This is a genomic window from Candidatus Limimorpha avicola, assembly GCF_056978975.1.
In genome coordinates this window covers 14,533-38,099 of record NZ_DBMCYK010000007.1, presented here as the reverse complement: position 1 = coordinate 38,099, position 23,567 = coordinate 14,533, and the positions used below count along the sequence as shown (strand labels likewise).

Sequence of the window (23,567 nt, the reverse complement as noted above, 5' to 3'; positions counted from 1 at the left end):
CAACGGAGTACGAAGTAATATAATAAAAATATAAAACATCAATTCATGAAACGTATATTGAAATACATTGATAAAGTCTCCGCAAAAAGAGTTGCCGTTTGCGAAGACTATCAACGACTATCGGAAAAATAATTTGAAACGACTCTTTGTCACGAAAATAATGACAGTATATGCCATGAAGAAAAGTAAATAAAAGACATATAATCTGATTAAAGAAATCTAAAAATCAATGTTATGAAAAAATTTTATACAACTAAGAAAGTGATAATGCTATTGATAATGGCAATGACAGCAACTTCGGTTTTGCAGGCACAGACAATGAAAGTAAAAAAGATTGTCAGTGAAGCAAAAGATGAAAAGAAAGAAGTTTATGAAGATGTAAATCAGCAGAGAGACAGGAATCCCGTCACGGATTTGGAGTTGGAGAGGAAGGAGAACAATGCTGTATTGTTGACATGGAACTATCCCGAGGGATTTATTCCCAAGGAGAGGGCAACATTGTCGTGGAGCGGAGATTTTAGCAGTATGGTTGCAGCAGGACAGTCAGAGGGAGATATAGCCCACAGATATGAAGTCTCGGATTTGCAGGACTATATAGGATGGAAAGTAAAATACATAGGGATTGTGCCAATAAGTGACGGACATTATCATTCGGTGAGGATATGGGAAGGACCGGAGGGAGACAGTCTGGAACAGGTGGCGGACAACCTGACACTGATATACGAAAAATCAGCAGAGAATCTGTCGTATAATGTAAGAAACTACATTCCGATAGATAGTGAAATAACGATAGAGGAAGGGAAAGAGTTTTGGTTTGGAATACGGACAGTACCTATTTACATGACTTTTCAATATACATGGCCTATTGATGGAGGTCCTGTAGTGTCAGAAAAAGGAGATCTTTATCGGTATGTTGATGGATATTATGAGTATGAATGGGAATCTTTGTTACTATATGGTGGTATTAATTCCAATTTCTGCATAGAAGTTATATTGGAGAATCCTGATGGCAAGATGGTAAGAATGGGATACGGGAATGGAGACGATGAGACGGAAGAGCTTGAGGGTTATGAGATATATGCCGATGAAGAACAGATAGCAGTAATAACGGACCCTCATTTTCTGGAATATGAGGACTATCGTTTTGTGAGAGGAGAAGTAAACTATTGTGTAGAGGCGGTATATACGACAGGCAATGCGGAAGCCGTATGCGGAAGCATAGAGATATTGACAACGGAAGAAGGAGGGATGACAGAAACATCAATATCGAAAGTATATCCCAATCCGGGAGAGAATATCTTGAACATCAGGACATCATTTCCGGAAGGAAGGATAGAAATATATGACATTCTCGGGAAAATGATATATAAACAGTATATCACCGAAGAGGTCACGAAGATATCGACAGAAGGATGGGCAAAAGGGATGTATTTGTGGAAAGTTTTCAGTGAAGGAAAAGAGACAGAAAGCGGTAAATGGATAAAGCAATAGTAGTTTTTAAGAAATAGTTAAAAAAACATTATAGATTAAGAGAGGCTGTTTGACACTTTTATTGTCAGGCAGCCTCCACTCTACTATAACGTTTCCACGGTGTGTTTGTCTCAAATACTGAATTATTTCACTTCATCAGGATAAGGACAGATAACTCCTGTTGCCTTATAAGACGGCCGTTGAGCATTTGACGTTTTCAAACAATCCGTCAATTCTTTGGAAAGTTGTTTTACTATTTCCGGGAACTCCCGTGCAATATCGTTTTGTTCACCTATATCATTCCTGACGTCATACAGGCGTTTTTGTTGTGTTTCCCAATGATAAATCAAATGGTAATCGCCTTTCAGTATGGCAGAATATGCGCCATAACCCTCTTCCGTATTCTGAGTCTCGCCCCACAAGTTAGGGAAATGCCATATCACTGGTCTCTCACGTTTTATTGAGGGGTCGCGCAACACATCGGCGAAACTGATGCCGTCAACAGTCTGTACTGTCTCATAATCATGCACGCCGGCCATTTCCAGGATGGTAGGAAAAAAGTCTTCAATCATCACTCGTTGAGATATTTCAGTGCCTGCTTCCGTCACACCCGGCCAATATATCATCATGGGTTCTCTTACGCCACCCATGAAGGCAGACCCTTTTCCTGCGCGTGCCGGATAATTCTGGTCACGGTTTTCCAAGCCTTGCCGCACATTATTCAATGCCTGTCCTCCATTGTCCGACATGAACAATATTATCGTATTGGCAGCCACTGCAGGTTGCGACTGTAAGAAATCCATAATATCGCCAAGACTTTTATCCATACCTTCGACCAGAGCTGCATATCTTGCTTCATTTTCGTTCAAGCCGGCATTGAGTTGTGCATCATATCTGCCACGATATTTATCGCTGAACCGGGCATCGTCGTTATATGGAGAATGTACTGCATAATGTGACATATATAAGTAAAACGGAACATTTTCCCGTATAGGTTTTTTCATTGCCTCAACAGCTTCCAATGTCAAGGCTTCCGTAAGAAAGATATCCTGTCCATGATATTTTTCCAATCCGCGCACCTCGAATGCCGTTCCTTCACCGAAATTCTCAGTACCGAGATAGCTGCCCGGAGCTCCATTTGCTCCACCTCCAATATTAACGTCAAAACCCATGTTATCGGGGTCTTCTCCGGAAGTATTCCTTGCTCCGAAATGTGCTTTCCCGCAATGTATGGTATAATAACCATGCTGTTGCAGTATCTTTGGAAAAGATGTTATCAAAGCGGTGTTTTTCAAATCATCCGGATTATCTGTGCTGTCCGGCTGTATTCCGTTGTAGTTCCATTCAGGCAATTGAAGAACATCGCTTCCGGCATCCGTCTTCTGGTCATAGTTCAATGTCCAGTTTGTTACACGATGACGTGCAGCATTCATGCCCGACATCAGACTGCAGCGTGTAGGCGATGATATGGCACAAGCGTATGCCTCGGTAAATCTCACACCCATTGCCGCCAAACGTTCCATGTTAGGTGTATGATAACGGGCATTCAAGGCTGTGGAATCACTATAAAATGGAACCGAAGTATCTTGCCATCCCATGTCATCTACCAAAAACAATATAATATTCGGACGTTCCTGCGCCTGTATGGCTCCGACACCTGCCATAGAAGCCAGAAACATGACATTTTTCAAAGCATTTTTGTGCTTCATGATTCTTTAGTTTTTGCAATTTAAAATGCAATATTAACAAAATTCCTACAAATAACAAATCGTGTTAAATTTATAATTTACAAAAAATTCATAAAAACAGAAAAAACATTCGTTTTCATATATCAAGATGAGACAAATATTCTATTTTTGCATAAAATTGTTTTTAAACCACCAACAACTATTCTTATTATGGTTTACACATTATCCAATTCCGAACTTTGTATAAAAGTCGATTTGCATGGGGCAGAATTATGCAGCATCAGGCGAGGCGACATAGAGTATTTATGGCAAGCCGACCCTCAATATTGGAAAAGGCATTCTCCTATTTTATTTCCAGTCGTTGGTTCGGTCTATCAGAATTGTTACCGTCTCAACGGTCGTGAATATCAAATCTCTCAGCACGGATTTGCACGCGACATGGATTTCGATTTTCTTTATGCAAAAGATGATGAATTGCGCTTTACCTTGAAGGACAATGAAGAGACGCAAAAGAAATATCCTTTCCCATTCGAGCTTGAAACAGGATACAGACTCGATGGCAAAACCATTGAAATATCATGGAAAGTCTGCAACACAGGTCAAGAAATCATGCCTTTTCAGATAGGCGCCCATCCGGCTTTCAATCTCCCGGATTTCATGCCGGAAGATGCGATAAAAGGATATCTCGGCTTTGACAATCAAGATATCAGCTATATTCTTATCGACAACGGAGGTGCTGATACGGAACGGAAACATCACTTGACACTGACAGACGGCATCTTACCACTGACAGAGCAAATTTTTGAAAAAGATGCACTAATAATCGAAAACAGTCAGATTCACGATGTTTGTCTCTACGACAAGAAACACAACCCATGGCTTTCCGTAAGATTCGAAGCACCGGTAGTGGGTCTGTGGTCTCCACCAAAAAAGAACGCTCCGTTTGTATGTATTGAACCATGGTACGGCCGTTGTGACAGAACCGGTTACACAGGAGAATTTGCCGACAAGGACTGGATTCAGAAACTTGCTCCTAAAGAGGTCTTTGTAAAAAACTATATTATTGAAATTTATTAATTGACTTTCAAAAGACAATAATATCGATTTAATGTAATATCAGACAAGAAATTGCACCGTATTGAAAAAATAGTAAAGGCAATTACATAACTCCGTAAGGCAACAACAATACATCGAGTACCGATAACATCAATTCAACCTTTTTCGTTTAACGAGATAGGCTGACAGTATGTGGTCGAAAGACTTATTGATATCCGCCTCGACATAATCTATCTTATATTGATAGCAATGCCGAAGTATGTCGTCTTTACGTTGTCTCATAATCATAGAATAACGCTCTTTCACCTCAACGGGGTTCAATTTAATCACCTCTTTAGACTCGAGGTCAACGAAACGATAAGGACGATTTTCGAACTCCAAATCCTGTTCAAGAGAACCATCAAAAACATGAAACAGGACCACCTCATGTTTATTGTATTTCAGATGTTCGAGGGCATCATAAAAGGCATCGAGCGACTGAATGTTGTCAAGCATATCGCTAAAAACAATCACAAGTGAGCGACGATGCGACATCTCGGCTATCTTATGGAGAGTGCTGACGGAATCAGTAGGTATTTTAGACACTTTGTCATAAGGAAGCAGCAATCTCTCCAAATTGGAATAAAGCATGGCGACATGAGGTTCCGACAACTTAGCCGGAGCATGAAAAGAAATATCATCATCGAAGAAGTCGAGACCTACGGCATCACGTTGCCGGCGCATCAGTTCTATCAAGGATGCAGCACTATATACCGAGAACCATAACTTGTTAAGATTATCGATATCAAGACGTTCTCGAACGGGAAAAAACATACTTGAACTTTTGTCAATGACTATCTGGCAACGTAAATTAGTCTCTTCCTCATAACGTTTGACAAACATCTTATCTGTACGGGCGTACAATTTCCAATCTACATTACGCACAGGTTCGCCGGCATTATAGGGACGATGTTCGGCAAACTCTACTGAAAAGCCATGAAAAGGACTTTTGTGAAGACCGGTAATAAAACCCTCCACTATCTGTCTTGCATGAAACTCAAGACTGCCGAAGTCTGCTATGTAATTGTGATTTATTGGCATAAAAGAAAAATCATTGTGTCGGACGGCGACATACATCAATTAGCATGTTCGATTTATGCAAATGTATCTCCCCGTTCCAACACAACACAAGGAAGGCATGTCAAGCACTACACCGACATTCCCTCATAAAAACACCATACTACAAAAACTTTTTAAGTTTGTCTTCAAACACTTGTTTTGGAGCACCTCCAACGTGTTTTTCGACCACCTGACCATTCTTGAAGATAAGCACTGTAGGAACATTTCTTATACCGAATTTGGCAGCAAGTTCGACGCATTCATCAACGTCTGCCTTGACCACTTTAGCTTTTCCGGCATATTCCTCAGCAAGTTGATCCATATATGGAGCTATCATGCGGCAAGGACCGCACCATGTTGCACCAAAATCCACCATTACCGGGAGTTCGCAATTGACAACTTCTTGATCGAAAGTTGCATCTGTAATTTGAATTGCCATATTGATAATTTTTTAGTTTATAATTTTTGCAAAGATACAAATTATTTTAATAATTCATATTTGACATAATCAAGTTTATCCAAAATTTCAAACAACGTCTCAGCATTGACGCCTCCTTTTTGAGCATTCATCATACACGACATATTATTCTCATCATCAACAAAAGCTACGGAAAAATGTTGTTTTCCTTTGTTGTTTTTTACAATTTTTATCAACTCTTTACATCTTTCGGAATCAAGTTTATTTACATCCACAACAAGTTTCACTTTGCGGTTAGTGTTGGCCAACAAAGATTCAAGAAGCTGAACATCAGTAATAAAAAACTCATTGGCATTATCTCTAACGTTATCATGATTATCAGAATTATTATCTTTTTTACGATATAACTCTCTCACTTCCCCTGTAAGCAACACTGAAGAACCCATGTCCAAGTAATGACAAAAACTCTTATATTTCTCACTGAACAAGCTAAACTCATATCCGCCACTGTCGTCTTCAATACGGAACCTTCCATATTGTTTTCCTGCCAAGGATATTTTATGTTCCACCATGGTGACAAAACCGGCGACCTTTATTTTAGCACCTCTCCTATTCCTGATTATATCGTCCAACTCTTCCAGTCTGATATTGTCGGCAAACAGTTCTATTGTTTTTCTGAATGTATCGAGAGGATGGGCGCTCATAAAGAATCCTATCACTTCTTTTTCATTTTCAAGTTCTTTAATCTGAGCCCAGCGTTCACATTGAGGTATTGGCAAAGTCAATCCGACATTGACATCATCCTGTTGAAAGCCGAACAAGTCTATCTGCGCGGCATTTTTCCTATCAATTATTGTATTTGCCATTTTGATGGATTTCTCGAGGAAAGTAACCTTCTCACCCGGAGCAATATAAAAATAGGCAGCTCTATGCAGTTCCTTGAAGCAATCCAAAGCGCCGGCCTTTATCAAAGACTCCAAAATATTTTTGTTAAGGTCCTTGGCTCCCACTCGCATCATAAAATCGGCAAAACTCTTGTATTTTCCATTTTTGTCTCTTTCTTCCCTTATAACAGTAGATATTTCGCCAACGCCTTTTATTCCTCCTAAACCGAACACAATCTTGCCGTCTTTATTGACGATAAAACTATAATCCGACTCATTGACATCTGGAGGGAGGACATCTATTCTCATTCTTCTGCATTCTTCAGTCATCAAGGTGATCTCCTTGCCATCGTTGATACCGCTGTTCAACACGGCAGCCATAAACTCAGCCGGATAATGAGCTTTCAAGTAGGCAGTTTGATATGACACCCAAGAATAACATGTGGCATGAGACTTGTTAAAAGCGTATGAAGCGAACTTCTCCCAATCTTTCCAAATTTTCTCGAGCACTTCTCTGTCATGTCCATTTTTCTCGCCTTGAGTAATAAACTTATCTTTAAGTTGAAGCATCTTATTGATATCTTTTTTACCCATAGCCTTACGAAGTGTATCTGATTCTCCCCTTGTAAAACTTGCGAGAAGACGCGACAGTTGCATCACCTGCTCTTGATAGACAGTAATACCGTAGGTATCTTTCAGATAAGTCTCCATCTCCTTTATAGGATATTCTATGGGAGCTCTTCCCTGTTTTCTGGCTATGAAGTCCGGGATATACTCCATAGGTCCTGGACGATAGAGGGCATTCATAGCCACGAGGTCTTCGAAAACAGTAGGTTTAAGTTCCTTAAGATATTTTTGCATTCCGGGAGACTCGAACTGGAATGTTCCTATGGTATTGCCTGAAGAATACAACCGGTAAGTCTCCTTGTCATCTATAGGGATATGGTCAATATCCAAATCTATGCCATGTGTTTGTTTTATATTAGCCAAAGCACCTTTGATTTGTGTAAGGGTCTTTAGTCCGAGGAAATCCATCTTAATAAGTCCGACAGACTCCACAAAATGGCCATCATATTGAGTGACAACGACTTTTTCTTTAGTTTTCTTATCTTCTATGACACTCAAAGGCAACAGATTTGTCAAATCCTGGGAGCCAATGATAACGCCGCAGGCATGAATGCCGACCTGTCTGTTGGTATCTTCCAACTCCTGGGCATATTTAAGCATGGAAGAAATGTTCTCGTCATCACCTTCCACGAGAGCTTTTATCTCGGGAACATACAAACAACAGTTCTTGATATTCACCTTAGGAGATTTACCCTTGCTGTCTTTAATATTCTCGGGGAAGCTCTTCTCCGGAATATAACTCTTGACGAGATTCACCTTTTCTCTCGGGACACCCTGCACCTTGCCCACGTCGGCTATTGCCGATTTTGAGGCCATAGTACCGAAAGTGATGATATGAGCAACTTTCTCCTTACCGTATTTTTTGACGATCCAGTCGAGTACTCTGCCTCTGCCGTCATCATCGAAATCCACATCTATATCAGGCAGTGAGATACGGTCCGGATTAAGGAAACGTTCAAACAGCAAATTATACTTGATAGGGTCTATATCAGTGATTCTCAGACAATATGCCACCACAGAACCTGCAGCCGAGCCTCTTCCCGGTCCTACTGACACACCGAGTTCCTCACGCGCAACACGTATATAATCATAAACTATAAGGAAATAACCCGGGAAACCCATGGTTTTCATTATGTGCAATTCAAAGATAATACGCTCTTTCAGTTCATCTGATAGTTCTTCACCATAACGCATCTTAGCACCCTCCCATGCAAGTTTCGCCAAATAATCAGCCTCCAACTTTATCCTGTACAACCTGTCGTAGCCTCCGAGTTTGTCGATTTTTTCCAAAGCCTTGTCTTCCGTCATGACCACATTGCCATGTTCATCACGAGTAAACTCGTTAAAAAGGTCTTTTTCGGTATAACGTTCTCTATAACTCTCCTCCGTACCGAACTCTTCAGGAATGTCGAACACCGGCATATAAGGGTTGGAGTTGATAGAATAGCTCTCCACCTTGTCGGCAATCTCCTGAGTATTAAGCAATGCCTCAGGTATGTCGGCAAACACCATCGACATCTCTTCGGGCGACTTGAGCCACTCCTGTTTGGTATAGCGCAAACGTGACTCATCGAGTTTCTTCTGTGTGCTGACACAAATAAGACGGTCATGGGCTTCGGCATGTTCCTCCTCCACAAAATGCACGTCGTTTGTTGCAACGACTTTGACACCATGCTTTTCAGACAGTTCTAACAGCACTTTGTTGACTTCTTTCTGTCGTTCATAAACCTCTCTGTCACCACCTTCCTTATCAGTCTTATGCCTTTGCAATTCAAGATAATAATCATCGCCGAACAATGACTTGAACCACAGCACGGATTCTTCCGCACCTTTAAAGTCGCCGTTCATTATCTTCTGTGGCACCTCGCCTCCAAGACACGCGGAACATACTATCAGACCTTCTTTGTACTGCTCCAACAATGAATGGTCGATACGAGGCTTGTAATACAAGCCGTCTATATAGGAAAGCGAACTGAGTTTACAAAGATTTTTGTATCCGGTCTTGTTCTTTGCCAATAGAATAAGATGCCAACCGCTGTCAGAACGGCTTTCACGTTTTTCTATACTCACCGGAGCACAATAAGCCTCAATACCGAAGATGGGTTTAAAAAACCTGTTTCTTAAACTGTCTATAGAGTTTTGAATCTCCACTTTCTTTTCTTCATCAAGGTCATCATCTTCGAGTTTTTTCTCCAACTCTTTAATCTTATTCCTGTTAGTATTATTGACATTATCTACATAATCGGCAAACTCTTTGATACCGAACATGTTGCCATGATCAGTAAGAGCCATGGATGTCATGCCTGTTCTGAGACATTTGTCCACGAGGTCAGGTATTTTAGACAAGCCGTCGAGTATGGAATAATGAGAATGTACATGTAGATGAGTAAACTTATATGTTTTTATATCATTTGCGGTACTCTCCGGCTCAACAGTATCTTCATTTGAATTTTCACTTTCGTTAGAAATGACCTCAATATTTGCAGATTGCACGACATAGGGATTAGCCTCTTTGAACTTTGTAAAAAAAGAATCCTCTTCCTTAATTTCATCATGATTGATGACACCAAGTCGCAACAATTCAAGAAAGACACGAGCCGTGGCACAAACGTCTGCAGAAGCATTATGAGCAGAATCGAAATCATTACCAAACAATATGTTATAAATCTCCGCCAATGAAGGCAGTTTGTATCTGTTACGCGATTTGGACACCTTGCAGAAATTGGCAGTTTTCTCTGTACAAGTGTCCACATACAGCCATTTCTCAATACAATTGACACCTTTGACACGCAAAAACTCACAACCAAGGACACTCAAATCGAAAGACACATTATGTCCGACAAGATATTTAGCCTTCTTAGCCGATTCAAGAAAAACATCCAATACTTTTTCAAGAGGCTCGCCAACTTCCATGGCATGTTTTGTAGTAATATGGTGTACCATAGTGGCATTTATAGGGATCTCAAAACCATCGGGACGTATTATATGGTTATGCGATTCCACAAAAACACCTTTCTCATCATGAATCTGCCAAGCAAGTTGAACCATACGCGGCCAATTGCCGAAATCGGTCAAAGGAGCATTCTTATCTATTGGCAGACCCGTGGTCTCAGTATCAAAAATCAAAAACATAATACACTACCGTATTTATCTGAAAAACGACATACATATATGATTGTCAGGAATATACACAATCACATACTTTTCTCCAAAAGTAAATATATTTTTATGACCACAGGATTTTTTTCATCTGTTTTTTTCAACAATTTTAAAAAATCACTGTTGATTTCTATAATTTATCTTAACTGAATTTTTCGAAAGAAAAAATTGTCAAGACAAATACCGAATCCTGCAACAAAAAGAAAAACGAGTAAAAAATTCTAACAACATTCACAGTATCACATTCATTATCAATAACATAATAAACATATTATAAAATATCATCAAAACAATCGTAATAATCATATTGATTATCAAAAAATTTTATTCAAAAGGTATGTATAAATAAAAAAAGTCGTATATTTGCACCCGAAACCTCGGGTAGGTTTTAGCTTAATTAAATAATTAAAAATCAATTAAAAAAAGTTTTTATGCCAGCAAAAATCAGATTACAGAGACATGGCAAGAAAGGTAGTCCTTTCTATCACATTGTAATTGCAGACAGTCGTTCACCACGTGATGGTAGATTCATTGAAAAGATCGGAACTTACAATCCATTGACAGATCCGGCAGAAATAAATTTAAAATTCGACAAAGCCATTGAATGGCTTGACAAAGGTGCACAACCAACCGACACAGTACGTTCCATATTATCGAAAAAAGGCGTATTGTTGAAGAGACATCTTTTAGGTGGGATCAAGAAAGGTGCTTTGACACCGGAACAAGCTGAAGTTAAATTTCAAAACTGGCTGAAAGAAAAAGAAGCCAAGAATGCCAAGGAGATTAAAGACAATGCTGAAAAGATGAGAGAAGATCGTAAAGCAAGAATCGAGGCTGAATGTAAGGTTAAAGAAGCACGTGCTGCTGAGATAGCCAAGAAAAGAGCTGAGATAGAAGCACAAAAAGCTGCTGAAGCCGCTGCCGCCAATGCAGAAAATGCTGAGACATCAGAAAATGTCGAAGTATCGGAAAATACGGAAGCAACAGAAGCAACTGCTGAATAAATCGATGAAAATCCACAATGACAGAGACGCTCGCAAGGCGTCTCTGTTTGTTTTTTCAACACCTAAATTTCATTTCAACTTGCGATACAACAGCAGGTCGTCCGCCACACATTGCAATTTTCTGCTCCTGCTGACATTTTGTCCCGACATTGCCACAGCATCGGCCTTTTCAAAATATTCCTGTATGCCGGTACATACATACAAGGCGGAGAATATAAAAGCCTTTGTCTCGATATTTGTCACAAAGACAAGACTTTTGACAGTATTATCGACAGCTGATTCAAGTTCTTTTCCATTGCCAAGAATATAGTGGAGCATCATCATCATGGCATTAAATCTGCCATACAGTTTTTTCGACTCCAATTTCACCTTTCCATAACGCGTCAGATAATATCGAGCCAAAGCGATATCGTCTGTTTTCAACACATCATTGACCCTTTTGTGCATCAAATCACGAATATTGTCCTGCAATTCATCAAGTACATCATATAAATGAGTGCCATTCTTAGAAAATTCCAACACTTCAATATGCTTGGGAGAAACTGTCAACAAAGGCACCGTAATAAGATTACCGACAGGAAACATCACTATCTCACCATTACGATTATGACGCTGCAATACTCCCTCCACACCACTGAAATCACCATCGAGGATACGTACTTTGTCGCCTTTCAGCAATGTAGTTTGAGATGACAACAATGTAGGTACATTATTACAATATGCCTTGGCAACAACGATAAAACTCTCCATCTCACGGTCAGGAACATACATATAAGGGTCTTTCGTCACATTATCACTATCTGCTCCTTCATTTTCATTTTTTCCATCTTTTAACGATGTTTCAGAAGAAACATCCCACCTTTTAAGTAGTTGAAAATTAGTATGTATCAAACGAAATTCCTTAATATCCTTTATGTCGGAATGAACAAAGACATAGTTCAACACCAACGGCTGCTGCATGGTTTTCTTCGTCTTTCCTTTACTACCGACAATGATATTAGGAGCAAAATATTCCAACTCCGGCATCGACATCTTTTTTCTTCTCTTATTCTCCTCTTCTAATTCAGAATTTTGATTTCTTCCCATAGAAAGATAGCGCATGACATACCATCTGACTATACCTTTATGTTCCGTATCACTTTGATTTCTATTGTCTTCCAAAATATTCAGTGTTTGGTTTATTAACAATATCCCACATTTTCAATATCAAATAAAAATATAAAATACTGATATTCAATACAATTTAAAATCATCTAATCAAACCATATTTCTTCACTATCTGATGATTTAATGTTTTTGCAAAAATATAAAAATTCCTCAAATTATAATATAAAAAATAAAATTATCAAAAAGAACATGGTGTATATTACACATATTCAGATACAATAAAGGCGGTGTGCCATAAAAAGGACAGACACACCGCCTCAAAAAAACAATTATAGAATATCAGTTTTTAAATACAAGACCTTTATCATTTGCATCAACTATTATTGGAGTATCCTTGTTGACTTTATCAGAGAGCAACATCTTTGACAAGTCATTAAGCAATTCCTTTTGCATCATTCTCTTGACAGGACGGGCACCGAACAGCGGGTCATAACTTATTTTTGCGATATAATCCACAGCATCAGGAGTCATCTCTATATCAATATCATTATGTTTTAGCATATTTTTAATGATATTGAACTGCATCACGACCACCTCTTGTATCTGTTTTTCTGTCAAAGGTCTAAACACAATTATGTCATCGATACGATTAAGAAATTCAGGACGCATATATTGTTTAAGAGCATTCATCAACTCCTGTTTCATGGTATCGAAAAGTCTTTCAGAAGGTTCATTATTGATATCTGAGAGTTTATCTTGAATAATACTTGCACCAATATTAGAAGTCATGATAATGATAGTATTTTTAAAGTCCACAAGACGTCCCTTGTTATCAGTAAGTCGTCCGTCGTCAAGCACCTGCAGCAAGATATTAAACACATCGGGGTGAGCTTTTTCTATCTCGTCGAGCAATACGACTGAATAAGGTTTACGACGCACAGCCTCTGTAAGTTGGCCGCTTTCCTCGTATCCGACATATCCGGGAGGCGCTCCTATCAAACGAGATACTGCATGACGTTCCTGGTATTCAGACATATCGATACGAATCATATTATTTTCATTATCGAAGAGGAACTCGGCGAGAGCCTTAGCCAATTCCGTTTTACCAACGCCTGTCGAGCCGAGGAAAATGAACGAGCCTATAGGACGACGCGGGTCTTGAAGACCGGCTCTACTTCTGCGAATGGCATCTGCCACAGCTGTTATGGCATCATCCTGTCCAACGACTCTTTTATGCAATTCCGTCTCGAGATTCAGCAGTTTCTCTCTTTCGCTCTGCATCATCTTATTGACGGGTATGCCTGTCCAGCGTGACACTATCTCAGCCACATCGGCAGCAGACACTTCTTCATCGATAAGAGGGGCATCGCCCTGAACCTGTTTCAGTTCATTTTTGGCCTTCTCTATTATCATCTCCGATTCCCTGATTTTACCATATCTCAGTTCAGCCACCAAGCCATAATTGCCGTCACGTTCAGCGGCATCAGCCTGTATGCGGTAACGCTCTATGTTCTTTTTCTCTTGCTGTATCTTTTCCACGAACCCGCGTTCTGTTTCCCAACGAGACCTTATCCTGGCTCTTTCATCATTAAGTTCTGCCAAAGCCTTGGATATGGTATCGAGTTTTTTGACGTCGTTTTCTCGCTTAATAGCCTCACGTTCTATCTCCAACTGACGTATCTTGCGTTCCACATTCTCCAATTCCTCAGGCAAAGAATTAATCTGAAGTCTCAATCGCGATGCAGCCTCATCAATAAGGTCTATTGCCTTATCGGGGAGGAATCTGTCGCTGATATAACGCACCGACAGTTCGACAGCAGCTATTATTGCCTCATCGAGGATACGCACCTGATGATGTGTCTCATATTTTTCTTTCAGACCTCTAAGAATAGATATGGCTGACTGTTCATCAGGTTCATTTACCATCACTATCTGGAAACGACGTTCGAGAGCCTTATCTTTCTCGAAATACTTCTGATATTCATTCAATGTAGTAGCACCAATTGCGCGCAACTCCCCACGGGCAAGAGCCGGCTTCAGAATATTGGCAGCGTCCATAGCACCCTCTCCGCCTCCGGCGCCCACAAGGGTATGTATCTCATCTATAAAAAGCACCACCTCGCCTTGACTATCAACGACTTCTTTGATAACAGCTTTCAGACGTTCCTCAAACTCACCCTTATATTTAGCCCCAGCCACCAAGGCTCCCATGTCAAGGGAGAATACCTTCTTCGATTTCAAATTCTCCGGCACATCGCCACTCACTATTCTTTGTGCAAGACCTTCTGCTATTGCCGTCTTACCAACACCCGGTTCACCTATTAATATAGGATTGTTTTTAGTACGACGCGACAATATCTGCAACACACGCCTGATCTCCTCATCTCTTCCTATCACAGGATCCAACATTCCTTTCTCTGCCAACTCATTGAGATTACGCGCATAACGATTCAAAGAATCGTAATTCTGTTCCATATTCGGAGAATCCACCTTTTTGCCATTACGGGTTTGTCTTATCACCTCTTTAAGTTCCTTTTGTGTTATACCGTTATCTTTCAATATAGAAGATGCCGTTCCTTTGGATTCAAATATAGCAAGCAAAATATAATCTATTGAAACATATTCATCGCCTGATTCTTTGGCAATATTGATAGACTTCAAAAGTGTATCATTTGTCTCGGAGGATAGATACATTTCTCCTCCTTCAACCTTAGGCAATGCTTTTATAGCATCCTGTACAGCCTCTGAAAAAACAGGCATGTTGACACCCAATCTTTTCAGCATATTAGGTATCAGATAATCATCGCAATCTATAATTCCTTTCAACAGATGCACATTCTCAATAGACTGATTATTATTGAGTTGTGCAATCTCCTGAGCTTTCTGTATAGCTTCTTGAGCCTTAATTGTAAATTGATTTAGATTCATTTATTAAATTCCTTTCACTTGTTTTACTTTATTCTTAACAATTTCTTTTCCAAAATCAAAAATGAGTTATTTTGTCACATTTATTCTAATCATTCATATTTACAACATGTCATTTTGTCATAATTTCATTAAAAAATACTAATAAATAGAAACAATGACAGATTGATAATGTTAATAAAAAAAAAGAAAAAAAACTTATTCAGGAAAATTAAAAAAAGTCGTTCAAAAAAAATAAGAAACAAAACAATAAAACTCTTCAAAACACATTTATTAATAATAAAAAATAGTATCTTTGCAAAAATTTCATATTGATATTGAAAAATGACGAATCGCACCGGAAAAACAAAAATCAACATAGCAACATGTCTAATTGTATTGTTTGCACTTATGGTTTTCCCAAAAAGTGCAAGTTCACAGATAAATTGCGAAATACAATTAGATGAAAATGTGACCATGCCTGTATGTTATGGAACTGAATTGGTACTCAGTGTTGAGTTCAATCCAGATTATGAATATGAATGGTCCACGGGAGACACCGAAAACATTATCCTCGTAGAAATACTTGAAGACAACGTTCAATATTCCGTCGATGTAAGAAACAAGAACAATCCAAATGATTTTTGCCACAGCAGCATCACCATAAGGATGTATGAACCTTTTGAAATAGAATTTGAACAGACGCAGTTGACATGCAGTGACAACAATGCCGAAAACGGACAAAATGCAATAGTGGTGGCGACGGCAAAAAGCGACATTTACAATTCTTTCACATATCAATGGCAAAATGTACCGTATTGTCCAAATCCCAACACCGCGATGGGATTAATGGCATGGAGAGAATACGAAATATTGGTTACCAATGAAAACGGTTGTGTACAGACAGGTACATTCATGCCCGTTGCATATCCAAATCCGAAGATTGAAATTTCAAAAGATCCCGGAGACACCATTTACATACAAAATCCTTTTGCAAGTTTTTCTTTTGAAAATATGACTGACTCAATAGAGGTGACAAATTTCTTCTGGGAATTTTTGGACGACAACACCACATCGACAGCTGAAGAGCCAAGAAAAGCATATTCGCAGGAAGGAGAGTTCGAAATCAGTCTCACCGTCACCAACCCACAAGGTTGCGACACTGCATATTTGACTTCCATACAAGTATTGCCTGTTAAATTGAAAATACCCAACATTTTCACTCCCAACGGTGATGGCATAAATGATTATTTCATTATCGGATATGATGAAAGTGGAGGTTCAAACAATGAAAAGAGACTTGAATACGAACCATATACCACATTGAACGAATACTATATGAGGACTAAACTCGTTATATTCAATCGTTGGGGACGCATCGTATATCAGTCTAATGATTACAAAAACGACTGGGACGGAGGCAATCTGCCCGACGGCACATATTTTTATGTAATAGAATGTGTAGGCGCACAAAGCAACCAGAGATACCAGGGTTCTGTTAGTATTTTTGCAAGTGGAAGATAAAATAAAACTTTTGACAACAAAGAGAGTTATATAGTTATGAAAAATTTGGTTATATCTGTTATTTTGATATTATTGTTAAGTGCATGCGGCAACGAACAGAGCAAAATAAGCACAGACTTAGTCCACAATCCGGCTACTGCCGGCACACCTAAATCGACGGAGAAAGAACCAGTTCTGACATTCAGTGTCAAAGAACACGATTTCGGCAGATTGATACAAGGCGAACAAGTCAGTTATGCTTTCAAGTTCAAGAACACAGGAGATGCTCCGCTTATTATTACAGCAGTGGAAAAGACATGCGGATGCACTAACACTCAATATCCCAAACATCCCATAGAACCTGGCGGAGAAGACAAAATAGTCATCACGTTCGACAGTAGCGGAAACAGAGGTTTTCAAAACAAACGCATTGTAGTGAAAGCCAATACCAACCCTTCAGAGTCGGTGATACGTATCAAAGCCCAGGTTGAAACAGTAGATACCTTTTAATAAAAACACATTAATATGACAACATTAAATTTATTCTTACTACAACAGACAGGCGGTACCAGCCAATGGTCAGGCATTATCTTGATAGCAGTACTTTTCGTGCTATTCTGGCTGTTCTTCATTCGTCCTCAGAACAAGAAAAACAAAGAACAACAACAATTCCGCGAAAGTCTTAAAAAAGGCGACAAGGTAATAACAATAGGCGGACTTCACGGCATCGTTGACGAAGTAAAAGAACGTACCGTTATTCTTTCCGTTGACACAAATGCAAAAATTGAAGTGGAGAAATCTTCAATAATAGCAAATCCAAGCGACATAGCTCGTTAATATTTTTACTTCGAAAAAAATGGCAAAAGATAAAACAAACGGAGGTCACAAGATTAGTGAAATACTGTTTTTCATCTTTTTGTCAGCATTATTGTGGCTGATAATCAAACTATCAGCCACATATACTGTTGTTGTACCTTTTGACGTACATTTTACCGATGTCCCGGCCGACTATATCATTGACAAAGATGATTACAAAGTTGAAGTTGCCATGACAACAACAGGTTTCAAACTTTTGAACTACTATCTCAAGACTCAAAAAAAACGAAAAATAAACATATCACTGAAAAACAACCAATACATTTATAAAGGTGATAATGTATTTTCTTTAGGAAAAAGTCAAATCGAAGATGCCGTAAGTTCTTTCATGCAGATTCATAAAAACGAAGTCTCAATGGAAGACAATGAAATTATATTTGTAATGAACGAATTGGCATTTAAAAAAGTCAAAGTCATCCCTGACATACAGGTACAATACGAGAAACAGTTCAGTAATTACGGTCTCACAAAAACATCGCCTGATTCTATCACAATTTTTGGTCCACAAGACATTTTGGACGGCATAAATCATGTCTATACTCAATTCAAATTCATAAAAAACGTCAACAAAGACATTCAAATAAGCATTCCCGTATCCTTAGATCCAAGACTGCATTCAAATATTGACAATGTCAATGTTTTCATCGATGTTGAAAACTTCACAGAGACAGAAACAGAAGTACCAATCAGCCTGCCTGCCAACTGCTACCTCAGACTGTTCCCTGACAAAATCAAAGTCAAATATGTAGTTGCTCTTAAAGATTACAGCAATATCAACAGCATGTCGTTTCATGCCGAAATCGACACAATATCTCTTAAACAAAAAGAAGATTTACTGCCGGTACAACTTACAATATATCCCAACAATATTCAAAACATCAGTTTCTATCCTTCAAAAGTAGAATATATCATAACCAACGAATAACTCCATCAATGATAAGGGCAGGCATCACCGGCAATATTGGAAGTGGCAAAAGTTTCGTATGTAATATCTTCAAAAATAACGGAATACCGGTATTCTATTCGGATGAGGAAACAAAATTACTATATCTTGTTCCTAAAATAAGAGATATTATAATAGAACATTTCGGTGAAGAGACTTATTTTGAAGACGGTTCTCTCAACAAAAAAATAATGTCATATCTTCTTTTTAAAAATAAAGATGCTTTAAAATTCATTGAGGACTTGTTATATCCTGCACTAAATCAACGTTTTGACGAATGGTGCAATGCCCAAAATGCAAAACTTGTATTGTTCGAATCGGCTATACTGTTCGAGAAACATTACGATTCTTTTTTCGATACTGTTATTTTCGTCAGCGCCAATGAACAAACAAGAATCAAAAGAGTGATGAAACGCGACAACTGCAGTGAAGATCAAGTAAGAACAAGAATGGCACTTCAACAAGACGAAACTCTGAAAATAATGAAATCAGATTATGTCATATACAATAACGAAGACATCGACATAACCGGCAAAGTGAAAGAAATCATCAGAAACATCATTACAGACTTTCACTTACAATAATTTATCACATTCGTTTCATTCTACAATAACAGAGAACTCCGCCACATTACAATATCCGGCATTATCAGTATTCCTGACAGGTACGAACCTGACAGTCTTACCTGTCACAGGCTCAAATTCAACGACCTGCTCAATGGGATTGTTTTCAATATTGCCAAATGAACCGGAAGAAACGAGTTTTCCATCAACATAAAACAGATAATCCGTAATAATTCTTGTAACATTTCTATTCTGTGACGGAAGGTATCTAAAACCGGATATCTTTTGTTTATCATTGAAAGTCAGCTCTATAAATGACTCATTCATTTTCAGATTCAAAGACGACAGACCGTCGCCGTCAAAAATCTTATCATAACTGTCACTCGGGGAAGACACCACAAAAGAAGATGCAGGCAAATCAAGATGTCTCACAGCGACATCACTGTATTTATCATTAACAGAATCATAAGTAACAGCCTTTATCACACCTTTATCATTAAACATGAACGGCTTATCATATCTTGTCGAAGAATTGTCCGGCAAAGAGCCATCGACAGTATAATACACGACAGCTTCGTCATCGGGAATATTCAAATGTACAAAACCATAATAATCACGTTTTATTACTGGAGGTGACAAGAGAACAGGAGCACAGAAAGCCTCTATATTATTGATACACAAAGGACCTTTTGATTTTTCGAAGAAAATCATCAATTTGTCGAGTTCAACAGTTTTAAAACGCAAAATACGTTTGTAACCTATTGTAGTCATAGAGTCAGAGGGCATGATTTTAAACCATTTGCCGTCAAGTTGACCTTCCAAATAAAACTCCTCCACCCTTTGCCCGAGTGGAATATACTCCTGAAGCATCAATCTGTTCATTCTCACCGGTTTATCGAAAGAAAACACTATAAGTCCGCCATCATAACCGTCTTTTACCGACCAATAAGAATCCCAATCATCATCTATTACATTATCAGGAGAAAAATTTTTACCTCTCACATTATCAGCAGTGACCGTAGCATTTTTCAATACATTATGTCTCAATTCATTTTTAATAATGTCATGCCATGTCACCACCCGCAAAGAATCGGCAGGAGATATTTTGCCGTTCAGAGCCACCGGAAAATTCAGCAACAGGTTTGCATTTCGCCCCACACTATTATAATATATGACCGACAACGATGCCAAAGATTTAAGCAAATGGTCTTCTTTTTTATGATAAAACCAGCCGGGACGTACACTAACGTCAACTTCGGCAGGAAGCCATACGTCGCCATCGGAACAACCGTTGTACAAACTAATATAATCATTATTATCCACAAAAGAAGTACACCAATTAGTAGCACCGGCCTCTCCATGTTCATTGCCGACCCAACGTATAGTTGGTACTGTGCCGCCGAAAATCATACAATTAGGATTATTTTCGTAGATAATATCGCGAGCCTTCTCGTAATCATAATACTCCTTGGGATTAATAGAACGAAGCTCACAGGCACCGCCGTAATAACCATCACCGCCATTGGCACCATCAAACCAAAACTCGAAAATTTCACCATATAATGAAGTAAGTTCTTCTATCTGTTTATGATAAATTTCCACATATTCCGGATAACCGTAATGGCTGTTGTTTCTATCCCATGGAGAAAGATACAAGCCGAACTTAAGACCATGTTTTCTGCAAGCATCTGATAACTCTCTGACTATATCACCTTTACCATTCTTATATGGAGAATTGCCAATGTGATAATCTGTAGTTTGCGTCTGCCAAAGGCAAAATCCGTCATGATGTTTTGCTGTTAATATCACGGCTTTCATGCCGGCATTTTTCATGGTTAAAACCCATTGTTCACAATCGAGGTCTGTAGGGTTGAAAGTAGAAGGCGGAGTATCACCCCAACCCCATTCCATATCGTTAAAAGTGTTAAGTCCAAAATGCACGAAACCGTAAGTCTCCATCTTGTGCCATTCAATCTGGGCGGCAGAAGGCACAGGTTGTAACGGTGACGGGGCTTTGACACAAGAATAACAAAACAACCAAAATCCTAAAATAAAAATCCCATTTACGTATCTCATCATTTTAATAATAAGCATAAAAAACTGTAACAAAAATAAAAAAAAATCAAAAATGAAATAAGCCCGTAAAAATTGTTTTATTTAATAAATTTTTATTATATTGCGCCCCTAAATGAAATAAAATGGATACTACAATAATAGAAAACAAATTCAAATCACTTTTCGGTAATGAATACCGGGTATATACGTCACCCGGACGTATCAATCTAATTGGAGAACATACGGATTATAACGGAGGTTTTGTCTTCCCGGGCGCAATAGATAAAGGCATTTATGCAGCTATACAACCCAACGGCACTGATAAAGTCAGAGCTTTTTCAATCGATTACAATGCTTATATCGAGTTTCGCATCCAAGAGGAAGACTGTCCTGATGAAGCTTGGGCACGATATATTTTCGGTGTATGCAGAGAGATACAAAAAAGAGGTTTTGAGATTCACGGCTTCGACACTGTCTTTGTTGGTGATGTGCCGCTTGGAGCCGGGATGTCATCTTCAGCTGCTTTGGAAAGCACCTTTGCATTTGCTCTTAACGACATTTATAATCTCGGAATAGACAAATTCGAATTAGCTCGTATAGGACAATCAACAGAACATAACTATTGCGGCGTAAAATGCGGCATCATGGACCAGTTTGCATCAGTATTCGGAAAAAAAGACCATCTCATAAGACTGAATTGCAGCAACATGGAATTTGAATATTTTCCATTTGCTCCCGAAGGTCACAAGTTGGTTTTGCTCGACACTGTGGTGAAACATGAACTCGCATCATCAGCATACAACAAAAGAAGAGAATCATGCGAAAATGTTTGCGCACATATCAAGGCAAGACATCATGAAGTGAATTATCTCAGCGACGCAAGTGCGGATATGCTCAAAGAAGTACAAAACGAGGTGTCGGAAGAAGATTATAAAAGAGCATCATACGTCATAGGCGAGAAACAGAGAGTACTTGATGTGTGCGAAGCATTAGAGAGAGGAGACTATCAGACCGTTGGCGAAAAGATGTACGAGACGCACAGAGGCATGAGTAAAGAATATGAAGTAAGTTGCGAAGAACTCGACTTTTTAAATGAGGTGGCAAAAGAATGTGGAGTTACGGGGTCGAGAGTCATGGGCGGCGGTTTTGGAGGTTGCACCATAAATCTCGTAAAAAAAGAACTTTACGACAAATTCATAAATACGGCAAAAGAAAAATTTTACAAGAAATACGGTCATGAACCCAAGGTTTATGATGTAGTTATCTCGGACGGAGCAAGAAGATTAAAATAACTTACAAAAGCATATAAAAATGAAACCGACTTTATTAGTATTAGCTGCCGGAATGGGTTCAAGATACGGGGCATTAAAACAGATGGACGGAGTAGGTCCTAACAACGAAGCGATATTGGATTACTCTATTTATGATGCCAAAAGAGCAGGATTCGGCAAGGTGGTCTTTGTAATACGCAAAGATTTTGCAGATGCGTTTAAAAAAATCAACAACAGTGAGCGTTTCGGGCTGCCTGTGGAATATGTTTATCAAGGATTGGACTGTCTCCCTGAGGGATATTCGGTACCTGAGGGAAGAGTCAAACCATGGGGAACAGGACATGCCGTTCTGATGGCAGCTGACGTCATAAAAGAGCCTTTCGCAGCGATCAATGCCGATGACTTTTACGGCAAAGAGGCATACGAAGTGGTTGCCAAGTATCTGGAATCATGCTATGGTAAAACAGGAGAATACAGCATGGTGGCATACAAGTTGAAAAACACATTATCAGATTTCGGCACCGTATCACGAGGTGTCTGTACACAAGATGAAAACCACTATTTGCAGACCATTGTGGAACGCACATCAATTGGTAAAACAGAGAAAGGCGCTGCATATAATGATGAAGACGGCAGCCATGAGTTAGACATGGAGACTCTCGTTTCCATGAATTTCTTCGGCTTCACACCCGATTTCCTCACACATCTGAAACAAGGATTCAAGGATTTCCTGGATGGTCAGGCTAAAAGCAATATCAAGGCGGAGTTTTATATTCCATTGATGGTCAATAAACTTATCAACAGCGGCAAAGCCAGATTAAAAGTTTTGTCAAGTGAAGCTGTATGGTTCGGCGTAACATATAAAGAAGATAAACCTGCAGTTGTAAAAAACATACAGGCCCTTATCGACAAAGGTATTTATCCTGAAAAACTCTGGTGAT

The 23,567-nt window shown here is 39.0% G+C and carries 17 protein-coding genes; 10 read left to right on the top strand and 7 right to left on the bottom strand.

From position 1 onward, the window contains the following. The first annotated feature begins 234 nt into the window (after positions 1 to 234). On the top strand, positions 235 to 1,491 hold the full coding sequence (locus tag ACZOVS_RS04810; RefSeq protein WP_483996093.1) for a T9SS type A sorting domain-containing protein: 1,257 nt from the start codon (positions 235 to 237) through the stop codon (positions 1,489 to 1,491). Positions 1,492 to 1,613: 122 nt separating this feature from the next. On the opposite strand, the gene ACZOVS_RS04805 is transcribed toward ACZOVS_RS04810, so the two are convergent. Beyond that, positions 1,614 to 3,179, bottom strand: coding sequence for a sulfatase (locus ACZOVS_RS04805; protein ID WP_483996092.1), 1,566 nt, complete (start codon positions 3,177 to 3,179; stop codon positions 1,614 to 1,616). 189 nt (positions 3,180 to 3,368) lie between these two features. Between ACZOVS_RS04805 and ACZOVS_RS04800 the strand changes: the two genes are divergently transcribed. Continuing rightward, on the top strand, positions 3,369 to 4,235 hold the full coding sequence (locus ACZOVS_RS04800) for an aldose 1-epimerase family protein (protein ID WP_483996091.1): 867 nt from the start codon (positions 3,369 to 3,371) through the stop codon (positions 4,233 to 4,235). A 129-nt stretch (positions 4,236 to 4,364) separates the two neighbouring features. Here the strand turns inward: ACZOVS_RS04800 and ACZOVS_RS04795 are convergent, their stop codons facing one another. The 3 genes from ACZOVS_RS04795 to dnaE form a co-directional block, all read right to left on the bottom strand. Further along, complete coding sequence (locus ACZOVS_RS04795; protein ID WP_483996090.1) at positions 4,365 to 5,294, bottom strand: DUF58 domain-containing protein; 930 nt, start codon at positions 5,292 to 5,294, stop codon at positions 4,365 to 4,367. Between the two features lie 139 nt (positions 5,295 to 5,433). Further along, positions 5,434 to 5,751: a thioredoxin gene (trxA, locus tag ACZOVS_RS04790; RefSeq protein WP_483996089.1), complete on the bottom strand. Its 318-nt coding sequence runs from the start codon at positions 5,749 to 5,751 to the stop codon at positions 5,434 to 5,436. A 41-nt stretch (positions 5,752 to 5,792) separates the two neighbouring features. Next, positions 5,793 to 10,373, bottom strand: a complete 4,581-nt coding sequence (gene dnaE, locus ACZOVS_RS04785; RefSeq protein WP_483996088.1) for a DNA polymerase III subunit alpha — start codon at positions 10,371 to 10,373, stop codon at positions 5,793 to 5,795. Between the two features lie 458 nt (positions 10,374 to 10,831). Between dnaE and ACZOVS_RS04780 the strand changes: the two genes are divergently transcribed. Beyond that, positions 10,832 to 11,404 (top strand): 30S ribosomal protein S16, encoded by a 573-nt coding sequence (locus tag ACZOVS_RS04780; RefSeq protein WP_483996087.1) that lies wholly within the window; start codon positions 10,832 to 10,834, stop codon positions 11,402 to 11,404. A gap of 69 nt (positions 11,405 to 11,473) precedes the next feature. Here ACZOVS_RS04780 and ACZOVS_RS04775 read toward each other — a convergent pair whose 3' ends face one another. Then, positions 11,474 to 12,565 carry a hypothetical protein gene (locus tag ACZOVS_RS04775; protein WP_483996086.1) on the bottom strand — a complete coding sequence of 364 codons (1,092 nt, stop codon included), beginning with the start codon at positions 12,563 to 12,565 and terminating at the stop codon, positions 11,474 to 11,476. 285 nt (positions 12,566 to 12,850) lie between these two features. Then, entirely contained in the window at positions 12,851 to 15,439 is a 2,589-nt protein-coding gene (gene clpB / locus ACZOVS_RS04770; RefSeq protein ID WP_483996085.1) for an ATP-dependent chaperone ClpB, read from the bottom strand. 453 nt (positions 15,440 to 15,892) lie between these two features. Between clpB and ACZOVS_RS04765 the strand changes: the two genes are divergently transcribed. The 5 genes from ACZOVS_RS04765 to coaE are packed head-to-tail and all read left to right on the top strand — an operon-like array spanning position 15,893 to position 19,321. Next, a complete protein-coding gene (locus tag ACZOVS_RS04765) occupies positions 15,893 to 16,939 on the top strand; it encodes a T9SS type B sorting domain-containing protein (protein WP_483996084.1) in 1,047 nt (348 codons plus the stop codon). Positions 16,940 to 16,975: 36 nt separating this feature from the next. Then, a complete protein-coding gene (locus ACZOVS_RS04760; RefSeq protein ID WP_483996083.1) occupies positions 16,976 to 17,428 on the top strand; it encodes a DUF1573 domain-containing protein in 453 nt (150 codons plus the stop codon). Between the two features lie 15 nt (positions 17,429 to 17,443). Next, positions 17,444 to 17,755 carry a preprotein translocase subunit YajC gene (gene yajC, locus ACZOVS_RS04755; protein ID WP_483996082.1) on the top strand — a complete coding sequence of 104 codons (312 nt, stop codon included), beginning with the start codon at positions 17,444 to 17,446 and terminating at the stop codon, positions 17,753 to 17,755. A gap of 19 nt (positions 17,756 to 17,774) precedes the next feature. Then, positions 17,775 to 18,719, top strand: coding sequence for a YbbR-like domain-containing protein (locus ACZOVS_RS04750; RefSeq protein WP_483996081.1), 945 nt, complete (start codon positions 17,775 to 17,777; stop codon positions 18,717 to 18,719). 8 nt (positions 18,720 to 18,727) lie between these two features. After that, positions 18,728 to 19,321 carry a dephospho-CoA kinase gene (coaE, locus tag ACZOVS_RS04745; protein WP_483996080.1) on the top strand — a complete coding sequence of 198 codons (594 nt, stop codon included), beginning with the start codon at positions 18,728 to 18,730 and terminating at the stop codon, positions 19,319 to 19,321. Positions 19,322 to 19,336: 15 nt separating this feature from the next. On the opposite strand, the gene ACZOVS_RS04740 is transcribed toward coaE, so the two are convergent. After that, a complete protein-coding gene (locus ACZOVS_RS04740; RefSeq protein ID WP_483996079.1) occupies positions 19,337 to 21,376 on the bottom strand; it encodes an alpha-L-fucosidase in 2,040 nt (679 codons plus the stop codon). A gap of 122 nt (positions 21,377 to 21,498) precedes the next feature. Between ACZOVS_RS04740 and galK the strand changes: the two genes are divergently transcribed. Together galK and ACZOVS_RS04730 are read left to right on the top strand one after the other, a co-directional pair. After that, the gene (gene galK / locus ACZOVS_RS04735; protein ID WP_483996078.1) at positions 21,499 to 22,647 is read left to right on the top strand and encodes a galactokinase; all 1,149 of its coding nucleotides are present in this window, start codon (positions 21,499 to 21,501) and stop codon (positions 22,645 to 22,647) included. A 19-nt stretch (positions 22,648 to 22,666) separates the two neighbouring features. Then, entirely contained in the window at positions 22,667 to 23,566 is a 900-nt protein-coding gene (locus ACZOVS_RS04730) for a nucleotidyltransferase family protein (RefSeq protein ID WP_483996077.1), read from the top strand. Position 23,567 lies beyond the last annotated feature (1 nt).

Excerpts from the sequence above, each read along its gene's own strand:
- ACZOVS_RS04810 (WP_483996093.1), top strand. The coding sequence starts at position 235 with ATGAAAAAATTTTATACAACTAAGAAAGTGATAATGCTATTGATAATG.
- ACZOVS_RS04805 (WP_483996092.1), bottom strand. The coding sequence starts at position 3,179 with ATGAAGCACAAAAATGCTTTGAAAAATGTCATGTTTCTGGCTTCTATG.
- ACZOVS_RS04800 (WP_483996091.1), top strand. The coding sequence starts at position 3,369 with ATGGTTTACACATTATCCAATTCCGAACTTTGTATAAAAGTCGATTTG.
- ACZOVS_RS04795 (WP_483996090.1), bottom strand. The coding sequence starts at position 5,294 with ATGCCAATAAATCACAATTACATAGCAGACTTCGGCAGTCTTGAGTTT.
- trxA (WP_483996089.1), bottom strand. The coding sequence starts at position 5,751 with ATGGCAATTCAAATTACAGATGCAACTTTCGATCAAGAAGTTGTCAAT.
- dnaE (WP_483996088.1), bottom strand. The coding sequence starts at position 10,373 with ATGTTTTTGATTTTTGATACTGAGACCACGGGTCTGCCAATAGATAAG.
- ACZOVS_RS04780 (WP_483996087.1), top strand. The coding sequence starts at position 10,832 with ATGCCAGCAAAAATCAGATTACAGAGACATGGCAAGAAAGGTAGTCCT.
- clpB (WP_483996085.1), bottom strand. The coding sequence starts at position 15,439 with ATGAATCTAAATCAATTTACAATTAAGGCTCAAGAAGCTATACAGAAA.
- ACZOVS_RS04765 (WP_483996084.1), top strand. The coding sequence starts at position 15,893 with ATGCCTGTATGTTATGGAACTGAATTGGTACTCAGTGTTGAGTTCAAT.
- ACZOVS_RS04760 (WP_483996083.1), top strand. The coding sequence starts at position 16,976 with ATGAAAAATTTGGTTATATCTGTTATTTTGATATTATTGTTAAGTGCA.
- yajC (WP_483996082.1), top strand. The coding sequence starts at position 17,444 with ATGACAACATTAAATTTATTCTTACTACAACAGACAGGCGGTACCAGC.
- ACZOVS_RS04750 (WP_483996081.1), top strand. The coding sequence starts at position 17,775 with ATGGCAAAAGATAAAACAAACGGAGGTCACAAGATTAGTGAAATACTG.
- coaE (WP_483996080.1), top strand. The coding sequence starts at position 18,728 with ATGATAAGGGCAGGCATCACCGGCAATATTGGAAGTGGCAAAAGTTTC.
- ACZOVS_RS04740 (WP_483996079.1), bottom strand. The coding sequence starts at position 21,376 with ATGAGATACGTAAATGGGATTTTTATTTTAGGATTTTGGTTGTTTTGT.
- galK (WP_483996078.1), top strand. The coding sequence starts at position 21,499 with ATGGATACTACAATAATAGAAAACAAATTCAAATCACTTTTCGGTAAT.
- ACZOVS_RS04730 (WP_483996077.1), top strand. The coding sequence starts at position 22,667 with ATGAAACCGACTTTATTAGTATTAGCTGCCGGAATGGGTTCAAGATAC.